The organism is Paraburkholderia edwinii (assembly GCF_019428685.1).
In the GTDB taxonomy this organism is placed as follows: domain Bacteria; phylum Pseudomonadota; class Gammaproteobacteria; order Burkholderiales; family Burkholderiaceae; genus Paraburkholderia; species Paraburkholderia edwinii.
The window spans coordinates 2,711,369-2,727,916 of record NZ_CP080096.1; the positions used below are offsets into that span (position 1 = coordinate 2,711,369).

Below are 16,548 nucleotides of genomic sequence, written 5' to 3' on the forward strand. Positions count from 1 at the left end.
ACCACTTCACACACCCACACGAAAAAGGTGCCACATGTCCACTTCCGAGCGACTCGTTGTCAACGGCCGCGCCTACTCGATGCCGAGCGCGTCCACTATCGTCGTCTGTGTCGATGGTTGCGAGCAGGAGTACATCAATCAGGCGATCCTCGCGGGCCGCGCACCCTTTCTCGCCAGCCTGAGCGATGCCGACCTCGGCACAGTGCTTACCGGCGATTGCGTCGTGCCGTCGTTCACCAACCCGAACAACCTGTCGATCGTCACGGGCGCGCCGCCGTCGGTGCACGGCATCTGCGGCAACTTTTTCTACGATGAAGCCAGCGGCGCCGAGGTGCTGATGAACGACCCGAAATATCTGCGCGCCCCAACTATCCTCGCCGAAATGGCGCGCGCAGGACGACGCGTCGCCGTCGTCACCGCAAAGGACAAGCTGCGCGCGCTGCTCGGCTACGGAATGCGCGGAATCTGCTTTTCCGCCGAGAAAGCGGACGAAGTGCGCCGCGATACGCATGGCGTCGAGCAGATCGCCGAGCGTGTCGGCATGCCGGTGCCACCGGTGTACAGCGCGCAGTTGTCCGAGTTCGTGTTTGCTGCAGGCCTCGAACTGCTGCGTCACGAGCGCCCCGACCTGATGTACCTGTCGACCACCGATTACGTGCAGCACAAGCACGCGCCCGGCACGCCGGAAGCGAACGATTTCTACGCGATGATGGACGGCTACTTCGCGAAGTACCACGAAGCGGGCGCGATCCTCGCGATCACCGCCGATCACGGCATGAACGCGAAGACCGATGCGATCGGGCGGCCGCGCGTCGTGTATCTGCAGGACCGGCTCGACGAGAAGTTCGGCGCGGAACGCACACGTGTCCTGCTGCCGATCACCGATCCGTACGTGGTTCACCACGGTGCGCTCGGCTCCTACGCGACGATCTACCTGCGTGACGCAGCGCGTGCAAACGAAGTCAGCACCTTCATCGCGTCGCTGGACGGTGTCGAAGCGGTGCTCGACAAGCAAGCCGCGAGCAAGCGCTTCGAACTGCCCACCGATCGCATCGGCGATCTGGTCGTCATCGGCGAACGGCTGACTGCCCTCGGCAGCGCCGCCGACAAGCACGATCTCTCGGGCCTCACCGTGCCGCTGCGTTCGCACGGCGGCATCGCTGAACAGAAAGTTCCGCTGATCCTCAATCGCAGGCTGCGCGATCTCGACGCCAATCGCCGTCTGCGCAACTTCGACGCGTTCGATCTCGCACTCAATCACGCCGTATAAAAATCCGGCCAGCACGGCATAGACCGTGCGCCGCTCAGGAGACAAGACATGCCCACGAATACGCGTGACGCACTGCCGTATACGTCGATCGAATCGCATACCTCACTTGCGCAATATCGCTGGCGCGCGCTGATCGGCGTGACCTTCTGCTACCTCTTCTATTACACCGGCCGGCAGACGCTTGGCTTCGCGGTCGCCGGCATCCAGCAGGATTTCGGCCTGTCGAAATATCAACTGGGCTGGATCAGCGCGACGATGCTGTGGTGTTACGCGGGCGGCCAGTTCATCAACGGCAATCTCGGCGACAAGCTCGGCGGTAAGACGATGATGATTGCCGGCGCGGTGCTGTCGCTGGCGGCGAACTGGCTGTTCAGTTTCGGTCACGCGTTCGTATTCTTTCTGATCGCGTGGGGCATGAACGGCTTTTTCCAGTCGATGGGTTTCGCGCCCGGCAGCCGGCTACTGTCGAACTGGTGGGGGCAGGAGCGGCGCGGATTCGTGTACGGCGTGTACGTCGGTTTCTCCGGATTTTCGTCCGTGCTCGCGTACGTATTGCCAGTGTTGATCCTCGGCACGCTGCATCTCGGCTGGCAGTGGATTTTCCGGCTCGCGCCGCTGTCGATGCTGCTCGGCGCGGTCGTGCTGTTGCTGTTCGTCGCGGAGAAGCCGGAAGCGACGCATGAAAGCGATCGCGACGGCGCCGCTGCGTCCACCGACGCCAGCGACGATCTCACCAGCGCGCAACGCTACGCGCTGGTGATGCGCAATTGGCGGCTCTACCTCATCGGGCTCGCGATCGGTTTCCAGAACGCGGCGCGTTATGCGCTGGTCGTATGGGTGCCGGTGCATTTTCTCGGCAGCGACTGGAAGGCATCGTCAGCGCTGATCGATCCGAAGTGGATCACAGTTGCGCTGCCGGTCGGCATGGCGCTCGGCTCGCTGTCGAATAGCTGGATCTCCGATGCGCTCTTCAAGGGCCGCCGCTATCTCGCGATCGTCTGGTACATGGTAATCGCCTCCGTGACGGCGATCTGCATGCTGTTCGCACCGCACGGCAGCGTGATCGGCGTGATGCTGCTGTTCGCGTGCGGCTTTTTCACGTTCGGCCCGGCGTCGTCGTTCTGGGCGCTGTGCCCCGACATCTTTGGCCGCCGCGCGGCAGGCACCGCGACCGGGGTGCTCAACACGATGTCCTACCTCTTCGCAGGCTTCGGCGAACCCGTGATCGGACACGTGATTGACGCGACGCATCAAACGTCGGTGATCTTTCCGATCGTCGCGGGTCTGTGCGCGGCGAGCGCGGTGATGTCGATGGCGATCCGGCGTTAGAACGTCTCGCTCGCCAGGACGTGCGTCAGAAGCGAGCGGACGTGCCTTGCGCGGCGACCGCGAGATCACCTGATGCGAGGAGCGGCGCGACACCGTGATCGCAGATCAGCGAAACTTTTTGCACACCATCGCGTGTACGTCGACCACAAAAACTATTTGAGCGCCGACACCGTACCGTCATCGTTGCTCCCTATATTCGTCAGTTGTCCGATCCTGACAATTACCGAACGACAGGGTTACGGGCGCGCAACAAGACATCCTTGAGCTTCCACGAGCGGGGTCTCGGCAGGCAGCCGTCCTAACGGGCGATATCGAGCATGGAGCGCGAACGATGCAAGCGCATCGATCGTGACAAGCCATGCCGGTTCGCTGGACCATTCGGCTGCGGTGAACGCTATCGAAGGTATCGACGACCACCCCGAAAAGAAGGAGCACCTGCATCGTGAACTCCCGCCGCAAATTTCTACAACATTCCGCCACGGCCGGCCTGTCGGCTGCTGCGCTCAGCGTATTTCCACCCAGCATCCGTCGTGCGCTCGCGATTCCCGCGCATCACGAGACCGGCACGATCAAGGACGTCAAGCATGTCGTGATCCTGATGATGGAAAACCGCGCGTTCGACCACTACTTCGGCACCTATAAGGGTGTACGCGGCTATGGCGATCGCTTCACGATTCCGCTGCCGGACGGCCGTAAAGTGTGGCAGCAGATCGACGCCAACGGCAACGTGGACCTGCCCTACCATCTGGACGAGACCAAGGGCAATGCGCAACGCGTGACCGGCACGCCGCATAGCTGGGTCGACACGCAAAACGCATGGGATGGTGGCCGCATGGCTGCATGGCCGGTGTCCAAGAAGAACCAGACAATGGGCTACTTCGACACAGCTGAAATCCCGTTCCAGCGAGCGCTGGCCGAAGCATTCACCCTCTGCGACGATTACCACTGCGCGTTCCTTGGCGGCACGCACCCGAATCGCATCTTCCATTCCACCGGCACGAATGGTCCGGCGTTTGGCAAGACCTTCGTGAACAACTTCAGCGGCGACTTCTCCGTCACCACGTCGGCATCGGCGTACTTCGACTGGAAGACCACCGCTGAGCGGCTGGAAGAGGCCGGCGTGACCTGGAAGGTGTATCAGAACATCAAGAACACCTACGGTTGCAACCCGCTGCTCGGCTTCCGGCAGTACCGCCAGGCGAACGAGGCGCTGCCGAAGGAGCGTCAGGTCAACACGTCGCTGAGCCAGGCCGCCGAGCCGGTCTACAACCCCGCCGACGCCGCCGCGCAGCCGCTGATCAAGGGCTACGCGAATACCCTGCCGACCACGGACACCGACCCGAACACCAACGGCACCTTCGTCGAGGCGTTCGCCGACGATGTGAGAAACGGCCGTCTGCCGGAAGTCTCGTGGGTCGTTCCGACCGACGTCTACTCCGAGCACCCGGGGCCTTCGAGCCCGGTGCAGGGCGCATGGTTCGTGCAGCAGTTTATCGACGCGTTGACCGCGGTGCCGGAGGTGTGGAGCAAGACCGTCCTGCTGGTCAACTTCGACGAGAACGACGGCTTCTTCGACCACGTGCCGCCGGCTGCCGTCCCGTCGCCGAATGGTGACGGCACCTATTCCGGAAAGACCACGCTGAACAGCGCCGAGCTGGGTGTCGAATACTTCACCCACCCGTACGTGACCCGCGCCGACACGGGTGCAACGCCCGACAGCCAGCCGGCCGCGCCGGACGGCAAGCCGTATGGCCCGGGTCCACGCGTGCCGCTGTGGGTGATTTCGCCGTGGAGCCGCGGCGGCTGGGTCAATTCGCAGACGTTCGATCACACGTCGGTGCTGCGCTTCCTCGAAGCTCGCTTCGGCATCAAGGAAAGCAATATCTCGCCGTACCGCCGGCTGATCAACGGCGATCTGACTTCGGCGTTCAACTTCGCGAGCCCGAACAACGAACCGCTGCCGACCCTCGCGGGCGAGAAGAGCAAGGCCGACGCCGATGCGTTGCGCGCCACGCAGCAGGCAATGGGCCAGATCGTGCCGGACGCCGGCCGCGGCATGCCGAAGCAGGCGAGCGGCTTCCGTCCGTCGCGCGCGCTGCCGTACGAGCTGCACACCAGCGCGCACGTGGACGCGAGCGCCGGCACCGTCAAACTGCTATTCGCCAATACCGGTCGTCAGGGTGCGGTGTTCCATGTCTATGACAAGTTGCACCTGGACCGCGTGCCGAAACGTTACGCAGTCGAGCCGGGTAAGACGCTCGACGACGTGTGGGCGCCAACCTCCATGGACATGGGCAAGTACGACCTGTGGGTACTCGGCCCGAACGGCTACCATCGCGAATTCAAGGGCGACCTCACCGCGCTGAACGGGCACCGGGCCGCCAATCTGGAAGCTCGCGTCGGTTACGGCTCCCTGACCGGCAACCTGCACCTTCAACTGCGCAACGACGGTGCTGGCCACGCGCAGTTCACCGTGAAATCCAACAAGGTCTACGGCGCGCTGCGGGCGCTCCCAGGTCTGCCGATTCCGGTCTTTGGCGAACGGCCGTTGGGCTTCGGCGGGTTCCCGGTGCCGGGCTTCGGCGCATGGCCGGCGCCCGCTCCGTTCCCGCAGAATGATCGCCTCGACCCAGGGCACAGCTGGACGGTCAGCACGAACAGCATCCTCCCGGTCGCGCTCTTCTGGAACCTTGCCCAGACCGGCTTCTGGTATGACTTCGAGATCACCAGCAGCACGGACCGCAGCTTCGTGCGTCGCATCGCCGGGCGTATCGAAACCGGCCGTCACTCGGTGAGCGATCCTGCGATGGGGATGATCGACGTCTTCTGATCGAAGATGAGAGGTTGAGAGGCACCGGGCATTAGCCCGGTGCCTCTCGTGCATTGAGGGAATCGGTGAATCGGTGAATTGTTGAATCGGGGAGTCGACCCAGGGCCATTCGAAGGTCACTGGCATCATTGCCACATGCCCCTCGGGCATGCTCCGTGCAACTTCACTAGCGTTGGCCCCCCAGGGTCATGCTTATTCGCCCCTCATCGATATGGACACCATCCACAACCGGGCTCGCCCGGCGCCGCCGCCGTCCGGGGAACCCGCCTTCACTGGCTTCGTGCGGGTGCGCGGTGCTCGCGAACACAATCTGAAAAACATCGATGTGCAGATTCCGCGTGATGCGCTGGTCGTCTTCACTGGCGTGTCCGGATCGGGCAAATCATCGCTGGCATTTGGAACGTTGTACGCCGAAGCGCAGCGGCGCTATTTCGAATCGGTCGCGCCGTATGCCCGGCGTCTGATCGAGCAGGTTGGCGTGCCCGAAGTGGACGCCATTGAAGGCCTGCCGCCCGCGGTCGCGTTGCAGCAGCAGCGCGGCACGCCGAGCGCGCGCTCGTCGGTTGGCAGCGTGACCACGCTGTCGAGTCTCGTGCGCATGCTCTATTCGCGCACGGGCGACTACCCGCCGAAGCAGCCCATGCTGTTCGCCGAGGATTTCTCGCCGAACACGGTGCAAGGCGCCTGTCCGACTTGCCATGGACTTGGCCGCGTGTACGAGGTCACCGAAAAATCGATGGTGCCCGACGACTCGCTGACCATCCGCGAGCGCGCAATCGCTGCATGGCCGCCCGCGTGGCACGGACAAAACCTGCGCGACATTCTGGTGACCCTTGGCTACGACGTCGATAAGCCGTGGCGCGATTTGCCAAAGAAAGACCGCGACTGGATTCTCTTCACCGACGAACAGCCGACTGCGCCCGTCTACGCCGGACTCACACCGAAAGAAACGCGTGCCGCGCTCAAGCGCAAGGACGAGCCAAGCTATCAAGGCACATTCACCGGTGCACGCCGCTATGTGCTGCACACTTTCGCGAACACGCAAAGCGCGCTGATGAAAAAGCGCGTGTCGCAATTCATGATCGGCAGCGTCTGTCCGGCCTGTCAAGGCAAGCGGCTCAAGAAGGAAGCGCTGTCGGTGAAATTCGCCGGGCTCGATATCGGCGCGTTCGCTCAGTTGCCGCTAGCCAGACTTGCCGGGATGCTCGAGCCGATCGCGCGCGGCGAATGGCCCGAGCCGGATGCCGCTCATTCGGGTAAAGGCGTCGGCAAAGGCAGCGTGCTCAGCAGAAGCGCGATGCGCGATGCCGTCGATAAACGGATCGCTGCAGGCGGGTCCGCGCATAAAGCCTCGCCCGACGTGCGGCGCACACCCAACCTGTCCGAGGAAAAACGCGTCGCCGCGCAACGCATTGCGGCCGAATTGCTCGAACGCCTGACGACGCTGGTCGATCTGGGCCTGGGGTATCTCGCGCTGGAGCGCAGTACGCCCACCCTGTCATCCGGCGAACTGCAGCGCTTGCGACTCGCCACGCAGTTATCGTCGCAGTTGTTCGGCGTCGTGTATGTGCTCGACGAGCCATCGGCCGGCCTGCACCCCGCAGATGGTGAAGCGCTCTTCAGCGCGCTGCAGAGCCTGAAGGCCGCGGGAAATTCGCTGTTTGTCGTCGAACACGATCTGCAGGTGATGCGCCGCGCCGACTGGCTCGTCGATGTCGGTCCCGCGGCCGGCGAAGCCGGCGGCCATGTGGTCTATAGTGGGCCGCCCGCCGGCCTCGCGAAGATCGAAGCGTCACATACCCGCCGACATCTGTTTGCGCCGCCCGCGCCCGTCGCGCGCGTGACGCGCGAACCGGCCGGCTGGCTGCGGCTCGTCGGCATCACGCGCAATAATCTGCATGGGCTGGACGCGGCGTTTCCGCTCGGCTGTCTGACTGCTGTCACGGGCGTGTCGGGCTCGGGCAAATCGAGCCTCGTGAGCCAGGCGTTGCCGGAACTGGTCGCTAGCCACCTTGGACGCGCCTTTGAAAAGCCTGACGACGACGAGCAGGATCCGCTGCTCGCGGGCGCGAGCGCGCCGACCGGCGGCCGCATTGCCGAAGGCATGGACGCACTGCGCCGCCTCGTGCGCGTCGATCAGAAACCGATCGGCCGCACGCCGCGTTCCAATCTCGCCACCTACACCGGCCTCTTCGACCACGTGCGCAAGCTGTTCGCCGACACGCCACTGGCTCGCAAGCGTCGCTACGGTGCGGGCCGCTTCTCGTTCAATGCGGTGCAAGGCCGTTGCCCGACGTGTGAAGGCGAAGGCTTTGTCAGCGTCGAACTCCTGTTCCTGCCAAGCGTCTATGCGCCCTGCTCGACCTGTGGCGGCACGCGCTACAACACGCAGACGCTAGAAGTGACGTGGCGCGATAAGAACATCGCGGAGGTGCTCGGCTTGACCGTCGATGCGGCCTGCGATTTCTTCGCCGATGAAGCCAGCGTGATGCGCGCACTGAACGTGCTGCGTGACATCGGCCTCGGCTATCTGCGGCTCGGTCAACCCGCCACCGAATTGTCCGGTGGCGAAGCTCAGCGCATCAAGCTCGCCACGGAACTGCAACGCGCGCAACGCGGCGACACGCTGTATATCCTCGACGAACCGACCACCGGTCTGCATCCCGCCGACGTCGACCGGCTAATGGTGCAACTGCAGGGACTCGTGGATGCCGGCAATACCGTCGTCGTGGTGGAGCACGACATGCGGGTCGCCGCGCAAAGCGACTGGGTTGTCGACGTCGGCCCGGGTGCAGGCGGTGCCGGCGGCAAGATCGTGGCGAGCGGCACACCGGGCCAGGTTGTGCGAGCGAAGGAAAGCCGCACCGCGGAGTATTTGAGGCAGCACCTCGTGGTATGAAAGAAGCAAGTGTGTACGCTAGCGAGCGCCGGGCTTTTTCAGGAAGCCGTAGCCGACCCGCGCCGGCCGGCAATACCTCTTAAAGCTGCCGTTCAGTATGTAGCAGACCCAGACCGCCTCGCGATGCGCAATGGCTTTCGGGTCAGCCTCGATGAATACAAAGCGGGGCCAACGATTGGGTCGGCCCCGCTCTTCCAACACTTCTGCAACTGCTAGCGCCGCCGAGCGTCTCTCATCATCGCTGCCAGGATATATCCGGCAATCCGGGGATTCTCCTTGATTCGCCGCGTACTGTAGCCGTACCAGTCATAACCGTATGGCACATAGACACGCACATTAAACCCTTGCGCAAGCAGAGCGTCTCGCAGCTGTTCGCACACCCCCAGCAACATCTGAAACTCGAAATCAGCCATATCACGCGGGCTCACTTGCTTTGCAGAAAAAGTTGCTTCGACAACGTCGTACGGATCGCTACCATCTCGCGTTCAGACAACGATCAATAGAACAAATGACAACGCCCAGATCGCATTTATCCGCAGTCCGTAACGGTTTCAGGCTGGGTACGCTCGGCGCAGCCGTCGTTAGCCTCATCGCACTCGTGTCGTGTTCCGGCGAAGATTCCGTCTCGCCGCAAGCGTCCACACCAGTAGTCGCAAAACGCCCGAACATCCTTTACATCATGGCGGACGATCTGGGTTACTCGGACATTCATGCGTTCGGCGGTGAGATCAACACGCCGAATCTCGATGCACTCGTGCAGTCCGGCCGCATCCTGACGAACCATCACACCGGCACCGTCTGCGCGATCACGCGGTCGATGCTGATTTCGGGCACCGATCACCATCTGGTCGGCGAAGGCACGATGGGCGCGCCCACCGATGAGCGTAAAGGCCTACCGGGTTACGAAGGCTATCTGAACGACCGCGCGTTATCCGTGGCGCAACTGCTGAAGGATGGCGGATATCACACGTATATGGCGGGCAAGTGGCACATCGGTTCGGGGATCGTCGGCAGCGCGACGGGCGGCGGCCAGACGCCGGACCAATGGGGATTCGAGCACAGCTATGCGCTGCTCGGGGGCGCGGCGACCAATCACTTCGCGCACGAACCAGCCGGCTCGAAGAACTACACGGAAGACGGCCAGTACGTGCAGCCTGGCCAGCCCGGTCAACCAGGCGGCGCCGGTGGCAGCCCGGCCCTGTTCTACTCGACCGATTTCTATACGCAACGCCTGATCTCGTACATCGACTCCAATAAGGGCGACGGCAAGCCATTCTTCGCGTACGCGGCCTACACATCGCCACACTGGCCGTTGCAGGTGCCAGAGCCGTATCTCCACAACTACGTCGGCAAATATGACGGCGGTTACGATGTGATCCGCGCGGCGCGGATTGCGCGGCAGAAGGCGCTCGGCATCATCCCGGCCGACTTCAACCCGTATCCGGGCGCGACCGAAACGCTGAGCGCGTCCGCGGGCACCACCAACAACGGCACGGTCAATGCGAAGTACGTGAGCGCCGTACATAGCACCGTGCAGGGCTATACGGACTATGGTCCCGGCTACGTGAACAAGTCGTGGGCGAGCCTCTCCGCTGACGAGAGGAAAGCGCAGGCGCGTTATATGGAGATCTACGCCGGCATGGTCGAGAACCTCGACCACAACATCGGCTTGCTGATCCAGCATCTGAAGGACATTGGCGAGTACGACAACACGTTCATCATGTTTCAGTCGGATAACGGCGCGGAAGGCTGGCCGATCGACTCCGGCGCCGACCCGACCGCCACCGACACTGCGAACGCCGCCGATCCGGTGTATTCGACGCTCGGCAGCGACAACGGCCTGCAAAACGCGCAGCGCCTGCAGTACGGCTTGCGTTGGGCCGAAGTCAGCGCGACCCCGTTCCGGCTGACGAAGGGCTACTCGGGCGAAGGCGGCGTATCGACACCTCTACTCGTGCATTTGCCCGGCCAGACCGCACAGAAGCCGACCTTGAGCGTCTTCACGCACGTCACCGACAACACCGCCACATTCCTCGCGGTTGCGGGCATCACACCGCCGACGCAAGCCGCGCCTGCGCTGATCAACTCGCTGACGGGTGTCGATCAGAACAAGGGTAAGGTCGTCTACAACAACCGCTATGTGTATCCGGTCACCGGAAAATCGCTGTTGCCGCTCCTGACCGATCAGTCGAGCGCCGACGTGCATACCGCGTCGTTCGGCGACGAAGCGTACGGCCGTGGCTATCTGCGCAGCGCGGACGGCAAATGGAAAGCGTTGTGGACAGAGCCGCCGCTCGGACCGGTGGACGGTCACTGGCAGCTCTACGACATGACGACGGATCGTGGCGAAACGACGGACGTGGCCGCGCAGAATCCATCGATCATCGATGAACTCGTGCAGCAGTGGAACACATACATGACGGGCGTCGGCGGCGTCGAACCACTGCGACCGCGCGGCTACTACTGAGCGAGCGATCGTCGTGAGTCTTAACGTGAAAACGCTGGCTGCTTATAGCGCCTTGTTTGCCGCTGTGTTCGGCATTGCGATGGCGGCCTCGGCGGCGTGGCCGGCCAAACCGGACGCGTTCGACGCTGCGAACCGCTCACGGCCGCTTGCGCCGCTCGGCTCGGAGACACAATGCGAGCGTTACAGCGGCCTGCCGATCAACTGGCGCGACGATCCGAAGGCGGGCATGGTGCATCTGCATGGCGGGGCATTCGTGTTCGGCAGCACGCGCGGTTACGAAGACGAGCGACCGGCCGGCGACGGCCGGACGACCGTCGGCGGTTTCTGGATCGATCAGACCGACGTGACGAATGCGCAATTCGCGACGTTCGTCCACGCGACCGGCTACGTCACCGACGCCGAGAAACAGCATGGCGCGACGGTGTTCCGCACGCCGACGCGCGAACAGATGGACGCTCGCGAGTTCGCCTGGTGGACCTGGGTGAAGGATGCGTCGTGGCGGCAGCCACGCGGGCCCGGCAGCGGTATCGACGGCCAGATGAACCAGCCGGTGACGCTCGTCACGCAAGCCGACGCGCTCGCGTACGCACATTGGCTCGGCCGCGACCTGCCGACTGAAGCCGAATGGGAATACGCGGGCAAAGGCGGTGAGGACGGCGCGGACCTCGATGCGGCACCGCGGGATGCACACGGCAAGCCCACCGCGAACTACTGGCAAGGCGCGTTTCCAGTGTTGAACACAAACGAGGACGGTCATACAGGACTGTCGCCGGTCGGCTGTTATGCGTCGAACGGATTCAAGCTCTACGACATGATCGGCAATGCGTGGGAGTGGACGCGAGACGTGTACACCGGCGCGCATCAGTCGCATACGAACGGCGACACGGCGGCCGTCGCGCCGGCCACGCGCAAGCACGACACGTTGATGGTAATCAAGGGTGGCTCGTTCCTGTGTTCGCGCGATTACTGCGTGCGATACCGTGCGTCATCCCGCGAGCAGCAGGAAGCGGATTTGCCGGCATCGCACATCGGCTTCAGGACTATCTTGCGGGACCGGGGATGATGACACTGCGAAGCTTCGCGGCGGCTTTGCTGGCGTCGGTGGCTGTCTGCGCGATGCCATCCGTCGCTTATGCCACCGCACCGGTCGTGAAAGTCGGCGTCACGCGCGGCACGTATGCGGAAATCATGGACGAAGTACGACGCGTGGCCGCGGCTCAAGGCCTGCGCGTCGACGTCGTCACGTTCGACGACGGCTCGCGGATCGACACCGCGCTGGCCGCGCGCGACATCGACGCGGCGAGCTTCGAGGACGAACCTGCCTTCGATGCCTCGCGCAAGCGAAACGGCTATGCGCTGACCAGCGTGGCGACGACGGTCACGCTGCCGATGGCGCTCTACTCGCGCAAGCTGACAACCCTCGAGCAGATCCAGCCGGGCGCGACCGTCGCCATTCCCGCTGACCGCGACGGCATGGCGCGCGCGCTGATTCTGCTGCAAAACTACACGCTGCTCACTTTTGACGACCGCGCCGGCCTCCACGCTGCACTGCGCGACGTGACAGGCAACCGTCTGCATCTGAAGCTGCGGGCCTTGCCGCGTGAGCGGCTGGTCGCGGCGCTGAACACGGTGACGTTCGCGGTTATCGACAGTGCAAGCGCGCAGCAGGCCGGGCTCTATCCGGCTCGCGACAGCATCGGCATCGAGGACGCGCGTTCGCCGTACGCCGGCGTGTTGACAGTGCGCGACGTCGATCGCGCGCAACCATGGGTCGCACAACTGATCGCCGCATACCACTCGAACGAAGTCGCCCATTTCATCCTGACGCGTTACCAGGATTCGGTGCGCCGGCCGTGGTGAGCGCGTTCTCGCTGGCATGCTCGGCGTGCGGGAAGTGCTGCAACAGCCCGCCGTCGATGGCATTGCCGGAACTGTTTCGACATCGGGATCGCTTCGTCGGATGTATTGCGATCGGGCGTGTGACGCGTCGGCGTGCGGGAGAGCGCGTGACGTTCGGCGCGCATTACCACGTGCTCGATGACGCGGACGTCGCTGCGTTCGACACGCTCGCGGATGCGCTGCTGCATCGCTCGCCACTACTGGCCGACCAATCGTTCAGCATTGCGACACAGGGCTTCGATTACCCGTCGCTGGCGTGTTGCCCGGCGCTCGCCGACGATGGCTTGTGCGCGATTCACACGAACGGCAAGCCGTCGTTGTGCGAAGCGGTCCCACTTGATCCGATGGTGCCCGATTCGATGCAGCATGTCGTGCTGGCCGCGCGGAATGCGAGTAGCGCGTACTTCGGTGCGAACTGTATCCGCGAGGGCGAGGCCGTGCAGCATGGCGAGGGTTGCGAAGGTACCGCCACAGCATCCAATGACGCCCACGTGCGTGTGCACATCGTGACGCTCGTCGCGAACGGACGCGTTCAGGACGCGTCGGCGCAAGAAGCGGTTCAACGACGCCGCGCGCAACTCGCGCTGGACCGCGAGTTCTGGGGGCGCACGGTGTTCGAATTGTTGCGTGGCGAACTGTTCGATTCACCCGTCGCGCTGGCGCGCATTCCGGCGGACGGCTATCTGACGATCTCACTGGTGCCCGCGTTGCTGGCAGTCGCGCGCTATTCGGACGCGTGTCGCGTCGAGTGTGTCGCGTATATCGACAGCCAGCTTGCGCTGATTGAACGCAACGTCAAGCACGCTTTGCAGCGCCGTCGTCCGGACGACCGGCCGGTCACGCGCGAACTGCGCGCATTCGCCGATGCGTACGCGCATGCGAAGGATTTGCTCGCGCATCCGCCGCGTATGAGCGACAACACAGCGCCCAGCGCCGCGCGGCGCGTCGAATCGTGGCTGAGAGCGAGGTAGAGACAGACGCAAAAGCATGCGTCGCGGACAGGGCCCGAAACGTCACACACCTTCGACAAGAACGGCGCGATAACGCGCACCCTTGAACCGGTGCTGCGCGACTTCCTGATACGCCGGACTGTCGTACCAGGCACGAGCGGCCGCGGTCGACGGAAACTCCACGATCACGACGCCCTCGGGCGCTTCGCCCTCAAGAACCTGCTGAGGGCCGTACGCAGCGAGGATCTTGACAGGATGACCCTCGAACGTCGGGCCTACCTTGCTTTGGTAGATGTCGAGTTCAGCCTGATCCTGCGTGCTTTCCTTCGTGAAGACAATGTAAGTCGTCATGGGCGTAGGCTCCTGCGATGGTGTGAAGAGGAACGATGATGCCATGAAACTACGCCGGGCCTCGATCGGCAGCGCCGGCGTAGAGGTCGACCGCTCGCCTGGGCGAGAGAACAACCCGATCCGGGCAAACAGTCGTTAGCGAGGCAATCGTAGCGAGCTGGCCGGTCTCCGGTCCATAGGGCGCATGTCGGCCCTGAGCGGTCGGTGGAGGGTCAGAGGTGAAAGGCAGGTGCCGGAGTGCGGATTCAACCCGTCTCTGTCATTCGGGAAACGGCCCCGGGTTTTTCCTCAGGTGTTGTTCGAACCTGACCCGCTCCCCGCGACTCGCAAGGACACCAGTCGTGCCAGCACGATAGCGGGATACAGTTGACCGATCAATGCTTCGAGATTCGCAAGCGACCTCGCCGCGCGCGAGAGAGGCATGATGTCGCCGTACCCTACGGTCGTCAATGTGACGAAACTAAAGTACACCCAGGTGAAGCGATCGATGGAACCGTCATGCGCCGAAGTGCCAGCAAAAGAATTGGGAACTACCATGCTGACGAGCTGATATGCGTCAGCCCAAACGAGCCCGACCAACATGTAAAGGGCGACTGCCCCGCCGATCCGGTTGCGCGTCACCGTGCCGGCACCGAACACCCTGGTCCCCAACAGCGCGCCGAGCAACGTCAGTGAAAGGAGTCCAACTTCATCAAAGATCACCAGCCCGACGCCCTTTTGCGATAACCATCCCATCCAGCGCACGACAATCGCAGCGAGCATGGCCAGCGCGAACCACGCAAGTCCTTTCGTGCCATCTGCGGCCGCCACCAGGCCGCTCACGAGAATAGCCGACAGAAGCACGTCTTGTGCGACTCTGTCGATCACGCTGCTCGACGTAACGACGAGCGGTAGAACGAACACCGTGATGACGAGCAGCATCAGAAGAATGACCATACCGCCGTTGCGCAGTCGCGCGACGTGCTCTTGCCATCGCTGCATGTATGTCATGACCCACCTTCTTTCACGAGTTCGCCGGTTACGGCTTTAGCGTCAAAGGGCAGTTTATCGTGTACCGGTAGATCAGCGAAGCTTTCGTATGTCTCATGGTGTGAGTGCCATGCATCCGCCGATGTACTGAGGGCGGCATACGGCCGTTGGCAAGCTGCACAAACTGAAGCTGCGCGAGCAGTTCTGCGATTACGTGCTGCCGTCGTCGCTCGAAGTTGAGAACTGTCCGCTTGCCCAAGAGCATGCGACGGGAGGTGCCGGGTCGAAACCTGCGGTGGAATGATCGGAAGGAGGCTGAAAAAGGGACCGCCATCGCACCGGCATTTGATGCAACCGGCCCTGGACGACCCTAAACGGACCTCGACATGGCGCGAAACGTAAGGCCGCTGCGAGAGGCAAAGCGGCCATCGAACTGTCGATATAGTGGATTGAAGACGCGCGAGCCATGCGGCCCAATTATCGTTGGACAGCAACGCGACGGTTAGGTCGCACGCGACCCTTGCTATCGCTCACGGGTGGTCGGTCGCCGCACTTTTTTTCCTTCGCGTGAGACGGAGCGCTGCGCGGAATCTTTCGCGCAGCATTCAGGATGGCCAAGAAGCTTGACAAGGTGTGATTCGCATCCGGAAAAGGAGTAGCCACGACGGTGCGAGATCATGAATGTGAGCGGACGCATATGCCACGCACGCCGCCGGAGTTCGACAAGCGTCCCATTCGCGAGGTCTTCCGCAACCATGTGACGCGGCATATGCCCCCAGCACAGGCCTCCCCTGAGCAGGTCGTGTTTCGCCCCGAGGTCATTCACCCACCACTGACGCTCGCCGGCAACCCCCTGCTGTGTCTTTTCTGCATCGGACTGATTGTCGGTTACCACGAGCTGGATGTGCCGTCCGAATTCCTCTCGCGGAATCGGTCCTGCGATGGCAGCCAGCGGATGCGATGGCGCGCAGACCGTCACCATTTGCGTATCACATAAGTGCTGCCTTTCGATGCTATCCGTACGAAGCTCCGGCACGTCGGTTATCGTCACCGCCAACGCGCACTTGCCTTCCAGAACCAAACGCTCGCCGCCCTGCATGGTCGTCATGCGGAGGCTGATTGCAACCGTCGGAAATTCCGCCTGGACGGTGCGCAGGCATTCGATCAGGTGCGCACGCGGAAAATAAGTATCCACCGCAATGGAGACCTGTGGGACGCCGGATTCAGCAATTGAAACCGCGCGCATCTTCATTTCCTCGGTACGCGAGATGACGCCTCGAGCATCGGGCAGAAGGCTGCGGCCCGCAGCCGTAAGCGTCGCTCTGCGCGTATTGCGTTCAAAGAGCGCCACGTCGAAGGCAGTTTCAAGCGCGGCGATCGCGTGACTGATCGCCGACTGTGCACGCCTCAGCTCCCGCGCAGCCCCGGAAAAGCTCCCTTTGTCGCAGACAGCCACGAAGGCCCGAAGTTGATTGATAGTGACATTGTCCAGCATAGGTATCTAGAGAATAGATGAATAGCATCAATTTATAGTCAATTGTCTTCATGAACCAAGTGTTTGAGAATCGTGCTCTCCTGCTGCTA

The 16,548-nt window shown here is 62.9% G+C and carries 12 protein-coding genes; 8 read left to right on the top strand and 4 right to left on the bottom strand.

Features of this window, described 5'->3' with window-relative positions; translation table 11 throughout:
- Nucleotides 1-34 precede the first annotated feature (34 nt).
- The 4 genes from phnA (at nucleotide 35) to KZJ38_RS33555 (ending at nucleotide 8,328) form a co-directional block, all read left to right on the top strand.
- On the top strand, nucleotides 35-1,270 hold the full coding sequence (gene phnA, locus KZJ38_RS33540) for a phosphonoacetate hydrolase (RefSeq protein ID WP_219801315.1): 1,236 nt from the start codon (nucleotides 35-37) through the stop codon (nucleotides 1,268-1,270).
- Between the two features lie 48 nt (nucleotides 1,271-1,318).
- Nucleotides 1,319-2,599: an MFS transporter gene (locus KZJ38_RS33545; RefSeq protein ID WP_219801316.1), complete on the top strand. Its 1,281-nt coding sequence runs from the start codon at nucleotides 1,319-1,321 to the stop codon at nucleotides 2,597-2,599.
- Between the two features lie 442 nt (nucleotides 2,600-3,041).
- Complete coding sequence (locus KZJ38_RS33550; RefSeq protein ID WP_219801317.1) at nucleotides 3,042-5,429, top strand: phosphocholine-specific phospholipase C; 2,388 nt, start codon at nucleotides 3,042-3,044, stop codon at nucleotides 5,427-5,429.
- A 211-nt stretch (nucleotides 5,430-5,640) separates the two neighbouring features.
- Entirely contained in the window at nucleotides 5,641-8,328 is a 2,688-nt protein-coding gene (locus KZJ38_RS33555) for an excinuclease ABC subunit UvrA (protein WP_219801318.1), read from the top strand.
- Nucleotides 8,329-8,540: 212 nt separating this feature from the next.
- Here the strand turns inward: KZJ38_RS33555 and KZJ38_RS33560 are convergent, their stop codons facing one another.
- A complete protein-coding gene (locus KZJ38_RS33560; RefSeq protein ID WP_425518394.1) occupies nucleotides 8,541-8,756 on the bottom strand; it encodes a proline dehydrogenase family protein in 216 nt (71 codons plus the stop codon).
- Nucleotides 8,757-8,836: 80 nt separating this feature from the next.
- Here KZJ38_RS33560 and KZJ38_RS33565 point away from each other — a divergent pair, with 80 nt between their 5' ends.
- The 4 genes from KZJ38_RS33565 (at nucleotide 8,837) to KZJ38_RS33580 (ending at nucleotide 13,665) form a co-directional block, all read left to right on the top strand.
- A complete protein-coding gene (locus KZJ38_RS33565; protein WP_219801319.1) occupies nucleotides 8,837-10,795 on the top strand; it encodes an arylsulfatase in 1,959 nt (652 codons plus the stop codon).
- Nucleotides 10,796-10,874: 79 nt separating this feature from the next.
- The gene (locus KZJ38_RS33570; RefSeq protein WP_219803788.1) at nucleotides 10,875-11,858 is read left to right on the top strand and encodes a formylglycine-generating enzyme family protein; all 984 of its coding nucleotides are present in this window, start codon (nucleotides 10,875-10,877) and stop codon (nucleotides 11,856-11,858) included.
- A gap of 53 nt (nucleotides 11,859-11,911) precedes the next feature.
- Nucleotides 11,912-12,655: a MetQ/NlpA family lipoprotein gene (locus KZJ38_RS33575; RefSeq protein WP_425518431.1), complete on the top strand. Its 744-nt coding sequence runs from the start codon at nucleotides 11,912-11,914 to the stop codon at nucleotides 12,653-12,655.
- A 146-nt stretch (nucleotides 12,656-12,801) separates the two neighbouring features.
- Nucleotides 12,802-13,665, top strand: a complete 864-nt coding sequence (locus tag KZJ38_RS33580) for a hypothetical protein (protein ID WP_343223864.1) — start codon at nucleotides 12,802-12,804, stop codon at nucleotides 13,663-13,665.
- Nucleotides 13,666-13,707: 42 nt separating this feature from the next.
- Here the strand turns inward: KZJ38_RS33580 and KZJ38_RS33585 are convergent, their stop codons facing one another.
- The 3 genes from KZJ38_RS33585 to KZJ38_RS33595 all read right to left on the bottom strand — a co-directional run bounded on the left by KZJ38_RS33585 (nucleotide 13,708) and on the right by KZJ38_RS33595 (nucleotide 16,459).
- Nucleotides 13,708-13,995: a DUF1330 domain-containing protein gene (locus KZJ38_RS33585; protein WP_219801322.1), complete on the bottom strand. Its 288-nt coding sequence runs from the start codon at nucleotides 13,993-13,995 to the stop codon at nucleotides 13,708-13,710.
- A gap of 288 nt (nucleotides 13,996-14,283) precedes the next feature.
- Complete coding sequence (locus KZJ38_RS33590; RefSeq protein ID WP_219801323.1) at nucleotides 14,284-14,985, bottom strand: potassium channel family protein; 702 nt, start codon at nucleotides 14,983-14,985, stop codon at nucleotides 14,284-14,286.
- A gap of 502 nt (nucleotides 14,986-15,487) precedes the next feature.
- Nucleotides 15,488-16,459 carry a LysR family transcriptional regulator gene (locus tag KZJ38_RS33595; protein ID WP_219801324.1) on the bottom strand — a complete coding sequence of 324 codons (972 nt, stop codon included), beginning with the start codon at nucleotides 16,457-16,459 and terminating at the stop codon, nucleotides 15,488-15,490.
- Nucleotides 16,460-16,548 lie beyond the last annotated feature (89 nt).